The sequence below is a fragment of the Pseudomonas sp. FG47 genome (genome assembly GCF_057809115.1).
Genome location: NZ_JBMDJI010000004.1, coordinates 61,104 through 77,122, shown reverse-complemented (window position 1 = coordinate 77,122; position 16,019 = coordinate 61,104). Strand labels below are relative to the sequence as shown.

11 protein-coding genes are annotated in these 16,019 nt (G+C 64.6%); 4 read left to right on the top strand and 7 right to left on the bottom strand.

Translation table 11 applies throughout. From position 1 onward, the window contains the following. Window positions 1-48: 48 nt before the first annotated feature. The 3 genes from ACODS5_RS05730 to ACODS5_RS05720 form a co-directional block, all read right to left on the bottom strand. Window positions 49-2,460 carry a glucose/quinate/shikimate family membrane-bound PQQ-dependent dehydrogenase gene (locus ACODS5_RS05730; protein ID WP_134693458.1) on the bottom strand — a complete coding sequence of 804 codons (2,412 nt, stop codon included), beginning with the start codon at window positions 2,458-2,460 and terminating at the stop codon, window positions 49-51. 31 nt (window positions 2,461-2,491) lie between these two features. Further along, window positions 2,492-3,838 carry a carbohydrate porin gene (locus ACODS5_RS05725; protein WP_489108178.1) on the bottom strand — a complete coding sequence of 449 codons (1,347 nt, stop codon included), beginning with the start codon at window positions 3,836-3,838 and terminating at the stop codon, window positions 2,492-2,494. A gap of 259 nt (window positions 3,839-4,097) precedes the next feature. Next, on the bottom strand, window positions 4,098-6,149 hold the full coding sequence (locus ACODS5_RS05720) for a TonB-dependent receptor (protein ID WP_134693460.1): 2,052 nt from the start codon (window positions 6,147-6,149) through the stop codon (window positions 4,098-4,100). Between the two features lie 190 nt (window positions 6,150-6,339). Here ACODS5_RS05720 and ACODS5_RS05715 point away from each other — a divergent pair, with 190 nt between their 5' ends. Both ACODS5_RS05715 and ACODS5_RS05710 read left to right on the top strand, forming a co-directional pair. Then, window positions 6,340-6,561, top strand: a complete 222-nt coding sequence (locus ACODS5_RS05715) for a VF530 family protein (RefSeq protein WP_011532490.1) — start codon at window positions 6,340-6,342, stop codon at window positions 6,559-6,561. After that, window positions 6,561-7,193: a Pr6Pr family membrane protein gene (locus ACODS5_RS05710; RefSeq protein ID WP_489108177.1), complete on the top strand. Its 633-nt coding sequence runs from the start codon at window positions 6,561-6,563 to the stop codon at window positions 7,191-7,193. The genes ACODS5_RS05715 and ACODS5_RS05710 overlap by 1 nt, the downstream gene beginning before the upstream one ends. A 137-nt stretch (window positions 7,194-7,330) precedes the next feature. Here the strand turns inward: ACODS5_RS05710 and ACODS5_RS05705 are convergent, their stop codons facing one another. The 3 genes from ACODS5_RS05705 to ACODS5_RS05695 all read right to left on the bottom strand — a co-directional run bounded on the left by ACODS5_RS05705 (window position 7,331) and on the right by ACODS5_RS05695 (window position 11,885). Further along, window positions 7,331-8,092, bottom strand: a complete 762-nt coding sequence (locus ACODS5_RS05705) for a siderophore-interacting protein (protein WP_489108176.1) — start codon at window positions 8,090-8,092, stop codon at window positions 7,331-7,333. Next, a complete protein-coding gene (locus ACODS5_RS05700) occupies window positions 8,089-8,652 on the bottom strand; it encodes a PadR family transcriptional regulator (protein ID WP_489108175.1) in 564 nt (187 codons plus the stop codon). The genes ACODS5_RS05705 and ACODS5_RS05700 overlap by 4 nt, the downstream gene beginning before the upstream one ends. Before the next feature lie 113 nt (window positions 8,653-8,765). After that, the gene (locus tag ACODS5_RS05695) at window positions 8,766-11,885 is read right to left on the bottom strand and encodes a transglycosylase domain-containing protein (RefSeq protein ID WP_489108174.1); all 3,120 of its coding nucleotides are present in this window, start codon (window positions 11,883-11,885) and stop codon (window positions 8,766-8,768) included. A gap of 425 nt (window positions 11,886-12,310) precedes the next feature. Between ACODS5_RS05695 and ACODS5_RS05690 the strand changes: the two genes are divergently transcribed. Beyond that, entirely contained in the window at window positions 12,311-13,729 is a 1,419-nt protein-coding gene (locus ACODS5_RS05690; protein ID WP_134693465.1) for an amino acid permease, read from the top strand. A gap of 146 nt (window positions 13,730-13,875) precedes the next feature. On the opposite strand, the gene ACODS5_RS05685 is transcribed toward ACODS5_RS05690, so the two are convergent. Then, window positions 13,876-15,495, bottom strand: coding sequence for an FMN-binding glutamate synthase family protein (locus ACODS5_RS05685; RefSeq protein ID WP_489108173.1), 1,620 nt, complete (start codon window positions 15,493-15,495; stop codon window positions 13,876-13,878). Window positions 15,496-15,676: 181 nt separating this feature from the next. Here ACODS5_RS05685 and ACODS5_RS05680 point away from each other — a divergent pair, with 181 nt between their 5' ends. After that, window positions 15,677-15,934 (top strand): type B 50S ribosomal protein L31, encoded by a 258-nt coding sequence (locus tag ACODS5_RS05680; protein WP_134693467.1) that lies wholly within the window; start codon window positions 15,677-15,679, stop codon window positions 15,932-15,934. Window positions 15,935-16,019 lie beyond the last annotated feature (85 nt).

The following is a 16,019-nucleotide window of genomic DNA, read 5'->3' as shown; positions in this document are numbered from 1 at the left end:
CATGCAGACCTCGCTTTCTCTTGCAGCTTGCAGCTTGTGACTTAAAACTTACTCAGCCAATTTGTAAGCGATGATGTAGTCGCCCATCTTGGTGCCCAGCGAGCCATGGCCGCCGGCGGTCACCAGCACGTACTGCTTGCCATCCTTGCCGCTGTAGCTCATCGGCGTGGCTTGGCCACCCGCTGGCAGGCGTGCTTTCCATAGCTCCTTGCCGTTGTTGGTGTCGTAGGCGCGCAGGTACTGGTCCAGGGTGCCGCTGAGGAAGCCCACGCCACCGGCGGTGACGATCGAGCCGCCCATGCTCGGCACGCCCACCGGCATGCCGATCGGCACCGGGGTGCTGTCACGGGTGGTGCCGTTCTTGTGCTTCCACACCACCTTGTTGGTGAACAGGTCGATGGCCGCCACATAGCCCCAGGCTGGCGCCTGGCACGGGATGCCGATTGGCGACATGAACGGGTGCATGGTCACCGCGTACGGCGCGCCGGTATTTGGCTGCACGCCGCTGGTCTCGCTTTCGCGCTTGCTGCCTTCGGCGACCTGCTCACGCGGGATCATCTTCGATACGAAGGCCATGTAGTTCGGCGAGGTGAACAGCAGCTGACGCACCGGGTCGACCGACACGCTGCCCCAGTTGAACACGCCAACGTTGCCCGGGTAGACCAGGCTGCCCTGTTCGGACGGCGGGGTGTACTGGCCTTCGTAGCGCAGGCTGCGGAACTGGATGCGGCAGAGCATCTGGTCGAACGGCGTGGCGCCCCACATGGCCTGTTCGGTCAGCTCGGGGCCGAGCAGGTTGAGGTCGGAACGAGCCTGGGTCGGCGCGGTGTGGTCACCCTTGACGGCGCCCTGCGGAACCGGGATCTCGCGAATCGGCACGATCGGCGTGCCGTCGCGGCGGTCGAGCACGTACAGGCTGCCCTGCTTGGTCGGCACGATGACCGCCGGCTTGACGCCGTCGTCGGTCTTCAGGTGGACCAGGGTCGGCTGGCTGCCGACGTCCATGTCCCACAGGTCGTGGTGGGTGAACTGGTAGTTCCAGCGTGCCTTGCCGGTGGCCAGGTCCAGGGCGACAATGCCGGCGCTGTACTTCTCGGCACCCGGGGTGCGGTCGGCGCCCCACTGGTCGGGGGTCTGGTTGCCCAGCGGCAGGTAGATCATGCCGAGGTCTTCGTCAACGCTGGCGATCGACCACATGTTGGCTGAGTTGCGGCTGTACTGTTTGCCGTCGGCCAGGGGCTTGGTGTCGTCCGGGTTGTTGCTGTCCCAGTTCCACACCAGGTGGCCGTCGTGCACGTCGTAGGCGCGGATCACACCCGACGGCTCGTTGGTCGACTCGTTGTCGGTGACGTGGCCGCCGATGATCACCAGGTCACGGGTGATCGCCGCCGGCGAGGTGGAATAGTAGCCACCGGCGGTGAATGGGCCGATGCCGCGGGTCAGGTCGATCACGCCTTGGTTGGCGAAACCTTCGCAGACCTTGCCGGTGTCGGCGTTGATCGCGATCAGGCGGGCATCGGCGGTGGGCAGGTAGAGGCGGCGTGGGCAAGCCTGGGCCACTGCCTGGCCGGCGTCGGTGATCTTCGGTGCGGGGCGGCCGTCGCGGCTGACGTAATTGTTCTCGTCATAGTACGAGACGCCGCGGCAGGTCATGTGGGCGAAGCCCTTGAAGGTGCCTACCGGGCTCTTGACCTGCGGGTCGAAGCGCCAGATCTCGGCGCCGGTGTCCGGGTCCAGGGCCAGTACCTTGCTGTGGGCGGTGCAGGCGTAGAGCATGCCGTTGACCTTCAGCGGGGTGTTCTGGTTGGTCAGTTCCACCGGGTCGTTTTCGGTCGGCAAGTCACCGGTGCGGATGCGCCAGGCTTCTTCCAGGCGGTAGGCGTTCTGCGGGGTGATCTGGCGCAGCGGCGAGTAGCGGTCACCGTGCTCGGTGCGCCCATAGGCCTGCCATTCGCCGTCGGGCATCGACGGCGCGGCGCTGGCCATCTCGCTGCTGTCGCGGCCCAGCTCGCCGAACACTTCGCCCGGGTGGGTGAACTGGCTGCCCACGGCGCTGGCGCCAGAGGCGACCACGGCGACGCTGAGCAGCGCGGTATTGATCTTCGCGGCCGGACCGACCAGTGGGCGACGCGCCCACGGCAGCAGCAGGACCACGCCGATGGCGAACCAGATGGCCAGGCGTGGCACCAGTTGCCACCAGTCCAGGCCGACTTCCAGCAGCGCCCAGACCGTGCTGCCCAGCAGCACCAGGCCGTACAGGCCCAGGGCGATGCGGCGCATGGCCAGCAGCAGGATGCCGGACAGGGCGAAGCCGATACCGGCGATCAGGTAGTAAAGCGAACCACCCAGCTGGCTCAGCTTGATGCCGCCGGCCAGCAAGGCCAGGCCCATCAGTAGCAGCAACACGCCCATCAGGCGCGGTAGCCAGCGGGTTCCATTCTTGGCACCGTCAGTGCTCATCGTCTGTTCTCCGTCGTATGGAAGGGTTGGGTTAGAAACTGCTCTGGATCTTCAGGCCGCCGATCAATGCATCGTCGACCCGCGACACCCCGCCTGGATGGCGGATGTACTGCAGGTTCGGGCGCACGGTGAGCCAGTCGGCCAGGTGGATGCCGTAGTAGAGTTCGGCGCTGTATTCGGTGTCCTGCACCGGCAGGTAGCCGGGATTGTCGTAGTCGTCCAGCTGGGCGACCTGATTGTGCAGGCGGGCGTTTTTGCGATAGCCAGGGTTGACGTGCACGCGGGCCAGGGCGAAACCGATGTCGTCCTTGGCGCGGGCGTCGAAGGGCCCCTTGTAAACCAAACCGGCCTGAACATAGTTGTCGATGGCATTGGTCTTCTTGTCGTGCACCGTGGCATTGGCGAACAGGCTCAGGCCGCGCGACTGGTCGGAGGCCTGCGCAGTCACCTGCTGCTGGGCGCCGAGCCACATGCCGTGCTTGCTGGAGCTGCTGCGGTAGGCGGCGCCACTGATGGCGGCCGGCTGGCCGTTGCTGTCCTTGAGAACATCTTGTGCCTTGGCATTACTGTAGTAGTAGCCGGCGCGATATTCCCCTTTCAGGTCATTGATCCGTGGGCTCCATACCAGTTCCACCGGCATCACCGCGCCCCGGGTGCCGCTGCCGCTGAGCTTGAAGCCGTTGCCGCTCTCCAGGTTGGAGGGGTTCTGCTCGAATACGCCGACCTGGGCATAGAGCTGGTCGTTGAGGTTGTAGCGCACGCGCAGGGCCCATTGGCTGACCGGCCAGTTGTACCAGATGCCACCGACCCAGTTGCCTACCTGCGAACCGCAGAACGCCAGGTTCTGGAAGTCGCAGGGGAAGCTGTTGAAGTCCTCGCCTTCGCCGAAACGGCCGAATTTCACGTCCAGCGCGCCGTCGAAGTATTTCTGCTTGATCCACATCTGGGTCAGCCGCCACGTCTCACCACGGCCCCAGACTTCCTGGGCCGAGGTGAAGCCGCCAACCCGCGGGTCGTTGATGCGGTCGTTGCTGATGTTGTCGCCGTGGCGCTCGGTGACGGTGAGCTGGAACTCGGTGGCGTGCCAGCCGAGGATCTTCTGCAGGTCCATGTTCACGCCGAAGGTGAACTGGTCGCTGTAGCGCGCGGCGCGGTCGTGGCTGTAGCCGCCGTGCAGGTTGCTGCCCATCTCGCCGGTGTAGCCGAGGGTGAAATCATAGCCTTTTTCCAGCAGTTCGCTGCGGGTACCTCCCCAGTCGCCGAACATCCACGGCGAGTCCTTGGCGAACATCTCGTGGGCGCTGGTGGTGGGGGCAAGGCCGCCGAGCAGGGTGGCGAGGGCGAGGCCGGTGTATCGGGTATTGGGCAGTTGCAACATGAGATAGCGCTATCTTTTGATTGTTGAGTTAACGGCAAGCGCAACGAGGTGTGGGGCCCCGAAGTAAAATGGCTGCGAAGGGTGGAGAGTGAAGCGATTCAGCTTGCGGCGGGGAGGATATAGGGGAAGTTGTAAGAAAAAAAGACAAAATGTCGCAGGGGATTGTTGCTGATGAGGTAACAGTCATGTAGTCAATCGCGCAGCAAGCCCGCTCCCACAGCCTGTAGGAGCCGGCTTGCCGGCGAAAGGACCGCGACTATCAGAAGCTGGTACGCAGCCCCACCTGCACACTGCGCCCCGGCGCCGGGGCGATATCGCGCAGGATCGAGCTGGCATAGCGCACCGTCTGGTCGGTGAGGTTCTCGCCGCGCACGAACGCCAGCCACTCGCTGTGGCCGATGTCGAAGCGGTAGCCGACGCTCGCCCCCAGGGTGGTGTAGCCATCGGTGCTGGTCTCGTTGGCCGGCTTGCGGTGCTGCGCGGCGGCATGCTGCACGTCGACCCGCGCCTGCCAGCGGTCCAGCGTCCACACCAGGCCGCTGTTCAGGCGTAGCGGGGCGATGCGCGGCAGCGGTTCGCCGCTGTCGAGGTTCTTGGCCCGGGTGTAGTCGCCGGACAGCTCCAGGGCAAAGCTGCCGTAGCGGTTCTCCAGCAACTGCCAGCGGTCCTGTGCCTCGATGCCATAGAAACGTGCGCGCACGCCCTGGTAGGCGTACTCGGGGATGTCGCCGTGCTCATGGTCGTGCTCATGATCATGATCGTGATCATCGTGGCCGTGGTCGTGACCCTCGCGCAGGTTACCGGTGCCGATCAGGCCGATGTAATTGCGAAAGTGGCTGTAGAACACGCCGACACTGCCCTTGTGCGTGCCGTTGTCGAAGCGCAGGGCCAGGTCGGTGGAAATGGCTTTTTCCTTGTTCAGGTTCGGGTCGCCGATCTCATAGGCGCCAGTGGCCACGTGGGCGCCGTTGGCGTACAGCTCGTAGAAGGTCGGGGCGCGCTCGGTGTAGCCGAGGTTGGCGGCCAGCGACCATACCGGGTCGAGCTGGTAGACGGCACCGGACGACAGGCTGAAAGCGTTGAAGCTACTGGCGCTGTCGGCGCCGACGAAGGTGGCGTTGCCCTTGGCGTCGGGGTCGACACGGGTGTGCTCCAGGCGTGCGCCCAGGCTCAGGTTCAGGCGCTCTGTGGCCTGCCATTGCTCGAGCAGGAACAGCGCCAGGCTGTCGGTGTCGGTGTGCGGGACGAAGGCTTCCTCGCCCAGGGCGGAAAACTCGTTGCGGCTGACCTGGGCGCCGATCACCCCTTCCACTGGCCCCAGCGGCTGGTGACGGGCCTCGATACGCGCTTCGTAGCCCTTGTTCTTGAAGGTGGTGTGCACTTCGCCGCTTTCGATCTCACGGTGCTGGTAATCGGTATAGCCGGCATCGACCTTGACCGAGCTGAACGGGCCGTCGAGGTCGCGCAGTTCCGAGGCGAAGCCATAGTGATCCTGCTGCATGTCCAGGCGCACGCCGGGTTCGGCCACCGAGCCGTAGTTGCTGTCGTAGCGGCTGTAGGACAGCCCGGCATAACCGTGATCCCAGTGGTAGGCGCCGCCGATGGCGCCGCCGTCCTGGCGGCCGTCGCTGTTTTCCAGGCGGTGCTTGCGGCCAGGTTCGTCGGCATCGCGCACCTTCGCGCTGCGCGCATAGCCGGGGATGCGCAGGTCGTTGAACTGGCGGCTGTTGGCGTCCAGGTGCAGGGCGAAGGCGCCATTGCCGGCTTCCAGCTTGCCGGCGCTGCTACGGGTGGTGTCGGCGCCGCCGTAGCGCAGTTCGCCAGCGCCGTGGATCCCCTCGATGGGTGAGTCGGGGATGCGGTTGTCGAAGGTGTTGACCACACCGCCAATGGCATTGCCGCCATACAGCAGGGCGGCTGGACCCCGAACGATCTCGACCCGCTCGACGGTGACCGGGTCCAGCGGCACCGCATGGTCATAGGACAGCGACGAGGCGTCCAGGGCGCCGACGCCATTGCGCAGGATACGGATGCGATCGCCGTCCAGGCCGCGAATCACCGGGCGGCTGGCGCCGGGGCCGAACCAGGTGGAGGCGACGCCGGGTTGCTTGTTGAGGGTTTCACCGAGGCTGCCTTGCTGTTGCTGCAGCAGGGCATCGCCCTCGAGCACGGTACTGGGTGCGGCCAGTTGGGCGTTGCCCAGGGGGTTGGCGGTGATTACCTGGGGTTGCAGTTCGACCGCCTGGCTGGCGGGTGAGGCCAGCCACAGCGCAACGGCGAGGGGCGAGAGGTGGAGCGGCATGTGACGCATGGGGAAGTGGCGTTCCTTGGCAGAAATGTTAATGGTTACTTTATAACATTTCATCACAAGCTGTTTGGTGCTGGCCAGTACTTTGTGGCCTGCATAGCTGTCTGTAGGAGCGCAGTTGTACAGGCCGCAGATGCCACTACCCCACTACACTCGTGTAAGGTGCGCACCTTCCCGAACCTGGAGCATTGGCATGAGCACGGCCCAACACAACGCGCTGCACGGCAAGACCCTCGAGCAGATCCTCACCGAGCTGGTGGCGCACTATCAGTGGCAGGGCCTGGCCGAGCGCATCGATATCCGTTGCTTCAAGAGCGACCCGACCATCAAGTCGAGCCTGACTTTTCTGCGCAAAACCCCATGGGCCAGGGAAAAGGTCGAGCAGCTGTACGTGAAGCTGCAGCGCAAAGGCTGATGCCGCGCCAGCCCTGGCTGACCCTCGCCGCGGTCCTTGGCTGGGTGGGGTTGGCGATCCAGCTGTACCTGGTGCTGCTGGCGCGCTGGCAGGAACAGGCCAGCCTGATCGGTGGGCTGGTCAACCTGTTCTGCTTTTTCACGGTGCTGACCAATACCCTGGTGGCGACGGTGCTGAGCCAGGCCGCGTTTGGCCGTGAATCGGCGGCGCGGCGCTGGTTTCTATCCCCAGCGATCAGTGGTTGCATCACCGCCAGCATCGTCTTGGTCGCCCTGGCCTACAGCTTGCTGCTGCGCCACCTGTGGCAGCCCCAGGGCTGGCAATGGCTGGCGGACGAACTGCTGCACGATGTGATGCCGGTGCTGTTCGTCGTGTATTGGTGGCGCATGGTGCCCAAGGGGCAACTGCGGCTCTGGCACCTGGCGGCCTGGGCATGGTACCCGGCGTTGTACTTCGCCTTCTTGCTGCTGCGCGGGCATGAGATTGGGGTGTATCCCTACCCGTTCGTGGATGTGGCGCGGTTGGGCTATGGACAGGTGATGGTGAACGCGTTGGCGGTGTTGGCGGGGTTCTGGGGCATCGCAACGGTGTTGCTGGGCGTGGACCGCTGGCTGGGACGCCGGCGGGCGTAGGCGCCTTGGCTGGCGAACACCGGCATGGCCGGTGCCAGGCACCGCGTTGCCTGGTTCGCCAGCAAGGCTGGCTCCTACGCCGTGTGCGAGCTGTAGGCGCCAGCCTTGCCGGCGCGCGGAGCATGGCCGCAGGGCGATCACTCGTCGTCAGCGGTACCGTCGGCACGCCAGTAGGCGACCGCTTTCAATGCATCTTCCTGGATGCCTTTCTCCAGCAGCAATGCCTTGACCTGGCGGGTAAGGCCTTTTTCCAGCGCTACCCAGCCATACAGGCGGCCTTGGGGCAGTGCCAGGTGCTTGACCTTATTCAACACATCTTCCTGGTCCCGGCGTACCCAGATCACCTCGACTTGCGCCTTGCTCGGCAACGGTTGGCGTTCCTGTTCGTCCTCAATCTGGATCACCGCCAGCACCTGGCGACCCGCCGGCAGTTCCTCGAGGCGCCGGGCAATGGCCGGAATTGCGGTTTCGTCGCCAATCAGCAGGTAGCTGTCGAAGATATCCGGTACCACCATCGAGGCCCGCGGGCCGGCGATGTCCAGGGTCTGGCCGGGCGTGGCCTGGGCCGCCCAGGTGGACGCGGGGCCGTCGCCATGCAGCACGAAGTCGATGTCCAGCTCGTTGTTCGCCAGGTCGATGCGCCGTGGCGTGTATTCGCGCATGGTCGGCCGGGCACCGCCGTCGCGGCCCAGGTTGCGGGCCTCGATGGCTTTTTGCTCTTGCTCGTTACGGGCGAACAGCACTTTGACATGGTCGTCGCTGCCGACGCTGGTGAAGCCCGTCAGCTCCGCGCCGCCGAGGGTGATACGGCGCATGCGCGGGGTGATGTCGGTGACCCGCAGCACGTCGAGGCGGCGCTGGCGGATCTCGTGGTTGACGCGGTGGATAGTGTCGCTCATGGGGTGTCTTCCTTAACAGGTGCGGCCGGCCCGGAGGCGATGGCCTTGGCGGTGTCGTTGAGCAGGGTGCGTACCCGCTCGATTTCGTCGGGCGTCCAGCGCCCGTTGTGCATGTGCAGGGCGTGGCGCAGGTTGCCGACGGCCTCATGGATTTGCGCCGGCCGGTCGTGGCCGCGCAGGGCGCGCTTGCTCACTTCCAGGCGCATGCGCACACCTTCCAGCGCCGTCGCCTGTTCGGTCAGCGCGGCACGGCCGGTGTCTGTGATGGTGTAGAGGCGCTTGCTGCCCTGGGTAGCGCCGGTGATCTGCTCGGCTTCCTCGAGGTAGCTCAGGGTCGGGTAGATAACACCGGGGCTGGGGCTGTAGCTACCGTCGAAGAGGCTTTCGATCTGGCGGATCAGGTCGTAGCCGTGACCGGGCTGCTCGGCGAGCATCGCCAGCATCAGCAGTTTCAGGTCGCCTGGGGCGAATACCCGCGGGCCGCGTTCGCCACGGCTGTGCTCGCGCTCGCCACGTCCGTGGCGGCGCTCGTGAAAATCATGGGAGGCATGGTCGCGCATGGTGCAGGGCTCCTGGTGGTGAGATATATCGCAAGATATTACTCAAGATATATCTCAATACAAGCCCTTAAATAAGAATTATTACTATCTAATTAATCGATCGATTGCCGTCGTCACGGCTGCATGGCCACCTCTGGCGCCTTGCAGGCATTAGGGTTGCCCGGTTCCAGGTAGGGCATGAGGATCGGGGCCATGCCCTTGAGCACCTGTACCGGCAGCGCCGAGGTGAACTTGAAGGCCTCGGCCGAACGCCCAGGGACGAACGCCGTCAGGGTGCCGAAATGGTTGTCGCCCAGGAAGAACACGAAAGTGGCGGTGCGGTTCAGCGAGCGTGAACCGATCAGCCGGCCGCCGGCGCCGAAGCTTTCGATGCGGTTGTCGCCGGTACCGGTCTTGCCGCCCATCACCAGCGGGGTGCCGTCGTGCAGCTTGAAGCTGCCGGAGATACGCCGCGCGGTGCCAGCATCGACCACCTGCGACATGGCGCCCTTGAGAGCCCGCGCCACTTCCACGGGAAGGATCCGCTGGCCGCGGTCAGGGTCGCTGATCAATTGGGTCTCGTAGGGCGTGCCCTGGGCGAAGTGCAAGGTGTCGATGCGCAGGGTCGGCAGGCGCACACCGTCGTTCTGGATGATCCCCACCAGTTCGGAAAGGGCGGCGGGGCGGTCGCCGGAGCTGCCAATGGCGGTGGCCAGCGATGGCACCAGGTGGTCGAACGGGTAGCCGACGCGTTTCCAGCGCTGGTGGATGTCGGTGAAGGCCTCGATCTCGACCATGGTGCGAATACGGCTGTCGCGGGCGCCCTGGTGGCGGCTCTTGAACAGCCAGCCGTAGACCTCCTGGCGCTCGAAACGGCTGGCGTTGAGGGTGTCCTTGAGCGAGGCACCGGGGTTCTTCAGCAAGTAGCCGAGCATCCACAGGTCCAACGGGTGGACCTTGGCGATGTAGCCCTGGTCGGGCAGGTCGTACTTGCCGGGGCCATAGGCGTCGTACATCTCCACCAGGCGGCCGTCGGTGAGCTTGGCCGCGGCCAGCTTGTCGCCCTTGCTGTGGGCGCGGACGAAGGCGTTGAAGGTTTCCTGGCTGGCCTCGGGGAACAGGTAGCGGTGTACCGCGGCCAGGCGCTGCGGGGTCACCCGCAGGCTGTCGAGGAAGGTGTCCAGGCGTTGCTGGGAGGTCTTGCGCTGGTATTTCTTCCAGAACCGCATCATGTAGTTGGTGCCTTCGCGGTCGGCGAAGCGCGCCAGGTATTCCTGGCGGCGCGGGTCGTTGTCGTCCTTGAGCAGTGGTTCGCGGTTGAACGGCTGCTGGTAGGTGACATAGCGCACGATGTCGCGCATCAGGCGGATGAACGGCAGGTTGATCGATTCGCGCAGGGCATCCTTGAGGGTCGGGTTGCGGCCGTTGTCTTCCTTGCGAAAGTTGTTGAATACATGCATGCCGCCGCCGGTGAAGAAGGCCTCGCCGGTGTTGGCCGAGTACTTGCGCTCCAGCGCCGCGTCGAGCATGGCATCCAGGCTCTGGTTCTTGCCGTTGAGGCTCAGCCACTCCAGCGACCACTGGGTGATGCGGTCGAGTTCGGCTACCGGCACCTTCTTCAGCTCGGCGGCGGGTTTGCCTGCGTACTTGTCATGCAGCTCGGCGACAATCTCCAGGTAGGTGGTGAGCACCCGCAGCTTGGCGGTGGAGCCCAGCTCCAGCTTGCTGCCTTCGTTGATGTCGAAGGGCTGGTTGGTGCTGTCGGTCTGCACCCGCACGCGCGAACCGTCGCCGGTACGTTCGAACAAGGTGAAGCTGTAGCTCACCTGGTCGGTGGTCTTGGCGGTGAGCAGGCGTTCGCCGATCAGGCCGATCTGCGCGGCGAACTCGGGGTCGGCGAGGTTCTTCAGGTACTGGCTGACCTGCACCTGCAGGTCGGCCTGCAGGGTACTGGTGGCCGATAAATCGAGGCGGTCGAGGTCGTACAGCGGGCGGTTTAGCATGGCCGCCAGGCGGTTGCGGGCCAGGCTGATGCCTTTGTTGGTGATGATCGGCACGATGGTCGGCTGCGCCACCCAGTCGCGATACACCGCCTTGCTGGCGAGGGCGGCGTCGGCCAGCGGCTGGTCGACGATGGCGTTGGCCGCCAGCACGCGGATGTGCGCGTCGGTGAGCTCGGCCAGCTCCAGGCGGCCCTTGGACAGGTAATGCGAAGGGCGGCGCTGGGCGATCATCAGCGACAGCACCTGGCGCAGGGCAAGGCCGCGTTCGGCCAGGCTCTTGTCATCGGTTGCGGTGCCATTGAGCGCCTGGTTGACCTGGTCGAAGTCGGCGCCGTACCACACCCGCAGCCCCTCGGCCATGCCATGCACCTCACCATGGCCGGGTACCGCCGACAACGGCACGCTGTTGAGGTAGTCGCGCACGATGCGCTCGCGCGCCACGGTGGTGTCGGGCCCGCCCTGGTAGGCACGCACGCTGGCCGACAGCATCTGGCGGATCTTCTCGGCGCCGGAGACGGTCAGCCCATCCGGGGAGTGGCGGTACTTCTCCAATTGGGTGGCCAGGGTGCTGCCGCCGGCGGACTGGCCGGGCAGGGCCAGGTACTTGGCCACCTGGCTGTAGGCGGCCTTGGCGAAGCGCGGCCAGTCCACCGCCGGGTTGTTCTGTGGGTCCTTCGGGTCGAGCAGTTCGCGGTTCTCGATGAACAGCAGGCTGTTGACCATCACTGGCGGAATTGCCGCGAAGTTCGGGTACAGGTGCTGCGGGTAGTTGTACTGGTACAGCATGTCGCCGCGGCAGTCGGTGATCGACAGGCCAGCCTGGATCTTCTCGATGTAGGGCACGAACAGGCCGTGCTCGACATAGTTCATCAGCGCCGGGGAGAAGCGTACCTGCTGGTTGATCAGGTAATCGCGCTTGAGCAGCCGCGGCAGGAACTCGCCCAGGGCGCTGTAGCCCAGGCGTTTGTCGAACGGGCCGTCGCCTGGGTAGACGATGGCATCGCTGGGGCCGGGCTCCAGGGCATAGGTGAGGGTGCTGGCCAGACGGCTGAACTCACGCGATTGCATCCGTGAGGTCTGGACCTCCTCATAGACGGCGAAGCCAACGGCGACGATGGCGACCACCAGGATCAACACAATCAGCCGCCACCACAGGCGGCGCTGACGTGGGGTCTTGGGCAAGGGTGTTTCAGCCTGAGGTGCTTTGGGTGCTTCCGTTCTGGTTGGTTCCGATTGCCACAGTGCGCCCATAGTCTTGAGTCCGGCCAGGTGTTTTCGCGTTGCTTGTCTGAAGCTTAGACGTTGGCCGGGTTTGGTGAAAAAATTGTAGGAAGCTTCGAAGAGTTGCGTCTGAACATGCGCCTTTGGTGCGACTTCCATTCTTCGACAATGTTGCTAAGGTAGCTGCCCCATTCCTGTGCATGGGTGGAGCGAGGCCGAAATGCCCCTCCGTGGTAGGCCTTTTTGCCGAGCATTCTCGCCAAAATTCCTGCTTTATATAGTGAAAAGCCCTGCAGGCGCCTTCCTATACTGCTCGACCCCTTCGTCCCGCTGGCGCCTCGTGCCCGGTGGACAGGTTGGCCCACAAGGCCGCCTGGCGTGACGACGCCCCGCCTATCGGCCGGGCCGGTGCTGCACGAAGGTCAAATCCAATAACAAAATGAGGTTGTATTGCTATGCCCGTCGGCAACCACCCTGCCCATGGCGAGTCCGCCCAGGGCGGCCCGCTCAAGCGCGAGCTGGGCGAACGGCACATCCGTCTGATGGCCCTTGGCGCCTGTATCGGCGTCGGCCTGTTCCTCGGTTCGGCCAAGGCCATCGAAATGGCCGGCCCCGCCATCATGCTCTCCTACATCATCGGTGGCCTGGCCATCCTGGTGATCATGCGCGCCCTCGGCGAGATGGCCGTGCACAATCCTGTCGCAGGCTCCTTCAGCCGCTACGCGCAAGACTACCTCGGCCCGCTGGCGGGCTTTCTCACGGGCTGGAACTACTGGTTCCTGTGGCTGGTGACCTGCGTTGCCGAAATCACCGCGGTGGCCATCTACATGGGCATCTGGTTCCCCGATGTGCCGCGCTGGATCTGGGCGCTGATGGCCCTGGGCAGCATGGGCGCAATCAACCTGATCGCGGTCAAGGCGTTCGGTGAGTTCGAGTTCTGGTTCGCCCTGATCAAGATCGTCACCATCATTGCCATGGTGCTCGGTGGCATCGGCATCATCGCCTTCGGCTTTGGCAACGACGGCGTGGCCATGGGCATCTCCAACCTGTGGAGCAACGGCGGCTTCATGCCCAACGGCGTGACTGGCGTGCTGATGTCGCTGCAGATGGTGATGTTCGCCTACCTGGGCGTGGAAATGATCGGCCTGACCGCTGGTGAGGCGCGCAACCCGCAGAAGACTATCCCGCAGGCCATCGGCTCGGTGTTCTGGCGCATCCTGCTGTTCTATGTGGGCGCGCTGTTCGTGATCCTGTCGATCTACCCGTGGAACGAGATTGGCAGCCAGGGCAGCCCGTTCGTCATGACCTTCGAGCGCCTCGGCATCAAGACCGCCGCCGGGATCATCAACTTCGTGGTGATTACCGCCGCGCTGTCGTCGTGCAACGGCGGCATCTTCAGCACTGGGCGCATGCTCTACAGCCTGGCGCAGAACGGCCAGGCCCCGGCCACCTTCGCCCGCACCTCGAAGAGCGGCGTGCCGCGCAATGCGCTGCTGCTGTCGATCGGCGCGCTGCTGCTGGGCGTGCTGGCCAACTACCTGGTGCCGGAGAAGGTGTTCGTCTGGGTAACCTCGATCGCCACCTTCGGCGCGATCTGGACCTGGGTGATGATCCTGCTGGCGCAGCTGAAGTTCCGCGCCGGGCTCACCACCGCCGAGCGCAATGCACTGAAGTACCGCATGTGGCTGTGGCCGTTGAGCTCGTACCTGGCGCTGGCGTTCCTGGTGCTGGTGGTCGGCTTGATGGCGTACTTCCCGGACACCCGCGTGGCCCTGTACATCGGCCCGGCGTTCCTGGTGCTGCTGACGGCGCTGTACTACACCTTCCGCCTGGCGCCGAAAGAGGCGCAGGGTACGGTGAGTACCGCTTCCTGATGAACAAAGCCCCGGCCAGTGCCGGGGCTTTGTTTTTGTGGGTCGGCTTGCACCCTGTAGGAGCAAGCCTTGCTGGCGAATGGCACCGGCTGCGCCGGTGTTCGCCGGCAAGGCCGGCTCCTACAGTGATCCGTCGAAAAAAACGATCAGGCAGCCGCCTCGCTGTGCGGCTCGAAACTGTCGGCCCGGGCCAGTTGCCACATCCGCGAATAGAACTGCCCATTGACCTCGCCGGTGAGCAATTCACCCGGCTTGAGGAACACGTGCATCTGCGAGAACAGCTTGATCTCGGTGGCCGAGATCCGCCGCACCAGGTGCTTGGCCTCCAGTTGCGCCGGATGCTCCAGCCCCGCCGCGGCGAGCATCTCGGCCAGGGCGCGCAAGGTGTTGTGGTGGAAGTTCAGCACTCGCTGGGCCTTGTCCGGCACCACCAGGGCGCGCTGGCGCAGGGCATCCTGGGTGGCCACGCCGGTTGGGCACTTGTTGGTGTGGCAGCTCTGCGACTGGATGCAGCCGATGGCGAACATGAAGCCGCGCGCCGAGTTGGCCCAGTCGGCGCCGATGGCCAGCACGCTGGCGATGTCGAAGGCGCTGACGATCTTGCCGCTGGCGCCGAGCTTGATCTTGTCGCGCAGGTTCAGGCCCACCAGGGTGTTGTGCACGAACAACAGGCCTTCGCGCAGGGGCACGCCGATATGGTCGGTGAATTCCACCGGTGCCGCGCCGGTGCCGCCTTCCTTGCCGTCGACGACGATGAAGTCCGGGAGGATGCCGGTTTCCAGCATGGCCTTGGCGATGCCCATGAATTCCCACGGGTGGCCCAGGCAGAACTTGAAGCCCACTGGCTTGCCGCCAGACAGCTCACGCAGCTGGGCGATGAACTGCATCATTTCGATGGGAGTGGAGAAGGCGCTGTGGCGCGAGGGCGAAATGCAGTCCTCGCCCATCATCACGCCGCGAGTCTCGGCGATTTCCTCGGTCACCTTGTGCTTGGGCAGGATACCGCCATGGCCGGGCTTGGCGCCCTGGCTCATCTTGATCTCGATCATCCGCACCTGTGGGTTCTGCGCTTGGGTGGCGAAGCGTTCGGGATCGAAGCGGCCGTCCGGGGTGCGGCAACCGAAATAGCCGCTGCCCAGTTCCCACACCAGGTCACCACCGTGCTCGCGGTGGTACGGGCTGATGCTGCCCTCGCCGGTGTCGTGGTGGAAGTTGCCGAGCTTGGCGCCCTGGTTGAGGGCGCGGATGGCGTTGGCGCTGAGCGAGCCGAAGCTCATGGCCGAGATGTTGAAGATCGATGCTGAGTACGGCTGGCTGCACTGCGGGCCGCCGACAACCACGCGGAAGCTGGCAGGGTCGGCCAGCGGCGCCGGGCGCATGGAGTGGCCGATGAATTCGAAGCCCGACTCGTAGACATCGATCAGGGTGCCGAAGGGTTTGTCCGAGGCCTCGTTCTTGGCCCGGGCGTAGACCAGCGAGCGCTGGGCGCGGGAGAAGGGCAGCGCATCGCTGTCGGACTCCAGCAGATACTGGCGGATCTCTGGGCGGATGCCTTCGACCAGGTAGCGGATGTTGCCGAGGATCGGGTAGTTGCGGCGCACCGCGTGGCGTTGTTGCAGCAGGTCGAACACACCGATCAGGCTGAGCACCCCGGTGGTCAGGGTGAAGGGCCACAACCAATCGTGGGCGAGGAAAGGCAGGCTGGCGAGGGTGAACAGCACGCAGGCGGCGAAAAAGGCGTAACGGCTGAGAAGTGACAGGCTCATACGGGGTCCTTGCGAATGGCGCGGTCAGGCTCAGGGGCCTGGGGCAAAGCCCGACCATAGCCCGGTTGGGCGACGTTTTGCCAGCGTGCAGGGGAATGGAAAAATGAAAATTAGGGTATCGAAAATCATTCGCGTTATAGTATGTTATAAAGTATCAGTTTAATTTTTAGGAGACTGCACCATGAAAGCTGGCATCCATCCCGAGTATCGTCCGGTGCTGTTCCACGACACGGCCGCCGATGTGTACTTCCTGATCGGTTCGACAGTGGACACCGACCGCACGCAGGTGCACAGCGACGGCCAGACCTACCCCTACGTGGCCCTGGATGTCTCCAGCGCCTCGCATCCGGTGTATACCGGGCAGCAGCGCAAGACCACCGTGGAAGGGCGGGTGGCCGGGTTCAACAAGCGTTTCGCCGGGTTCCAGGCCAAGCGTTGATCTTGTAGGCACCTGGACTTGCGGACTGCGCTGTCGCGCCGGGAGCAGAGTTGCAAACATCACCAACGTGGGAGCGGCGGTGATG

Excerpts from the sequence above, each read along its gene's own strand:
- ACODS5_RS05710 (WP_489108177.1), top strand. The coding sequence starts at position 6,561 with ATGCCGCGCCAGCCCTGGCTGACCCTCGCCGCGGTCCTTGGCTGGGTG.
- ACODS5_RS05720 (WP_134693460.1), bottom strand. The coding sequence starts at position 6,149 with ATGCGTCACATGCCGCTCCACCTCTCGCCCCTCGCCGTTGCGCTGTGG.
- ACODS5_RS05695 (WP_489108174.1), bottom strand. The coding sequence starts at position 11,885 with ATGGGCGCACTGTGGCAATCGGAACCAACCAGAACGGAAGCACCCAAA.
- ACODS5_RS05715 (WP_011532490.1), top strand. The coding sequence starts at position 6,340 with ATGAGCACGGCCCAACACAACGCGCTGCACGGCAAGACCCTCGAGCAG.
- ACODS5_RS05680 (WP_134693467.1), top strand. The coding sequence starts at position 15,677 with ATGAAAGCTGGCATCCATCCCGAGTATCGTCCGGTGCTGTTCCACGAC.
- ACODS5_RS05730 (WP_134693458.1), bottom strand. The coding sequence starts at position 2,460 with ATGAGCACTGACGGTGCCAAGAATGGAACCCGCTGGCTACCGCGCCTG.
- ACODS5_RS05685 (WP_489108173.1), bottom strand. The coding sequence starts at position 15,495 with ATGAGCCTGTCACTTCTCAGCCGTTACGCCTTTTTCGCCGCCTGCGTG.
- ACODS5_RS05705 (WP_489108176.1), bottom strand. The coding sequence starts at position 8,092 with ATGAGCGACACTATCCACCGCGTCAACCACGAGATCCGCCAGCGCCGC.
- ACODS5_RS05690 (WP_134693465.1), top strand. The coding sequence starts at position 12,311 with ATGCCCGTCGGCAACCACCCTGCCCATGGCGAGTCCGCCCAGGGCGGC.
- ACODS5_RS05725 (WP_489108178.1), bottom strand. The coding sequence starts at position 3,838 with ATGTTGCAACTGCCCAATACCCGATACACCGGCCTCGCCCTCGCCACC.
- ACODS5_RS05700 (WP_489108175.1), bottom strand. The coding sequence starts at position 8,652 with ATGCGCGACCATGCCTCCCATGATTTTCACGAGCGCCGCCACGGACGT.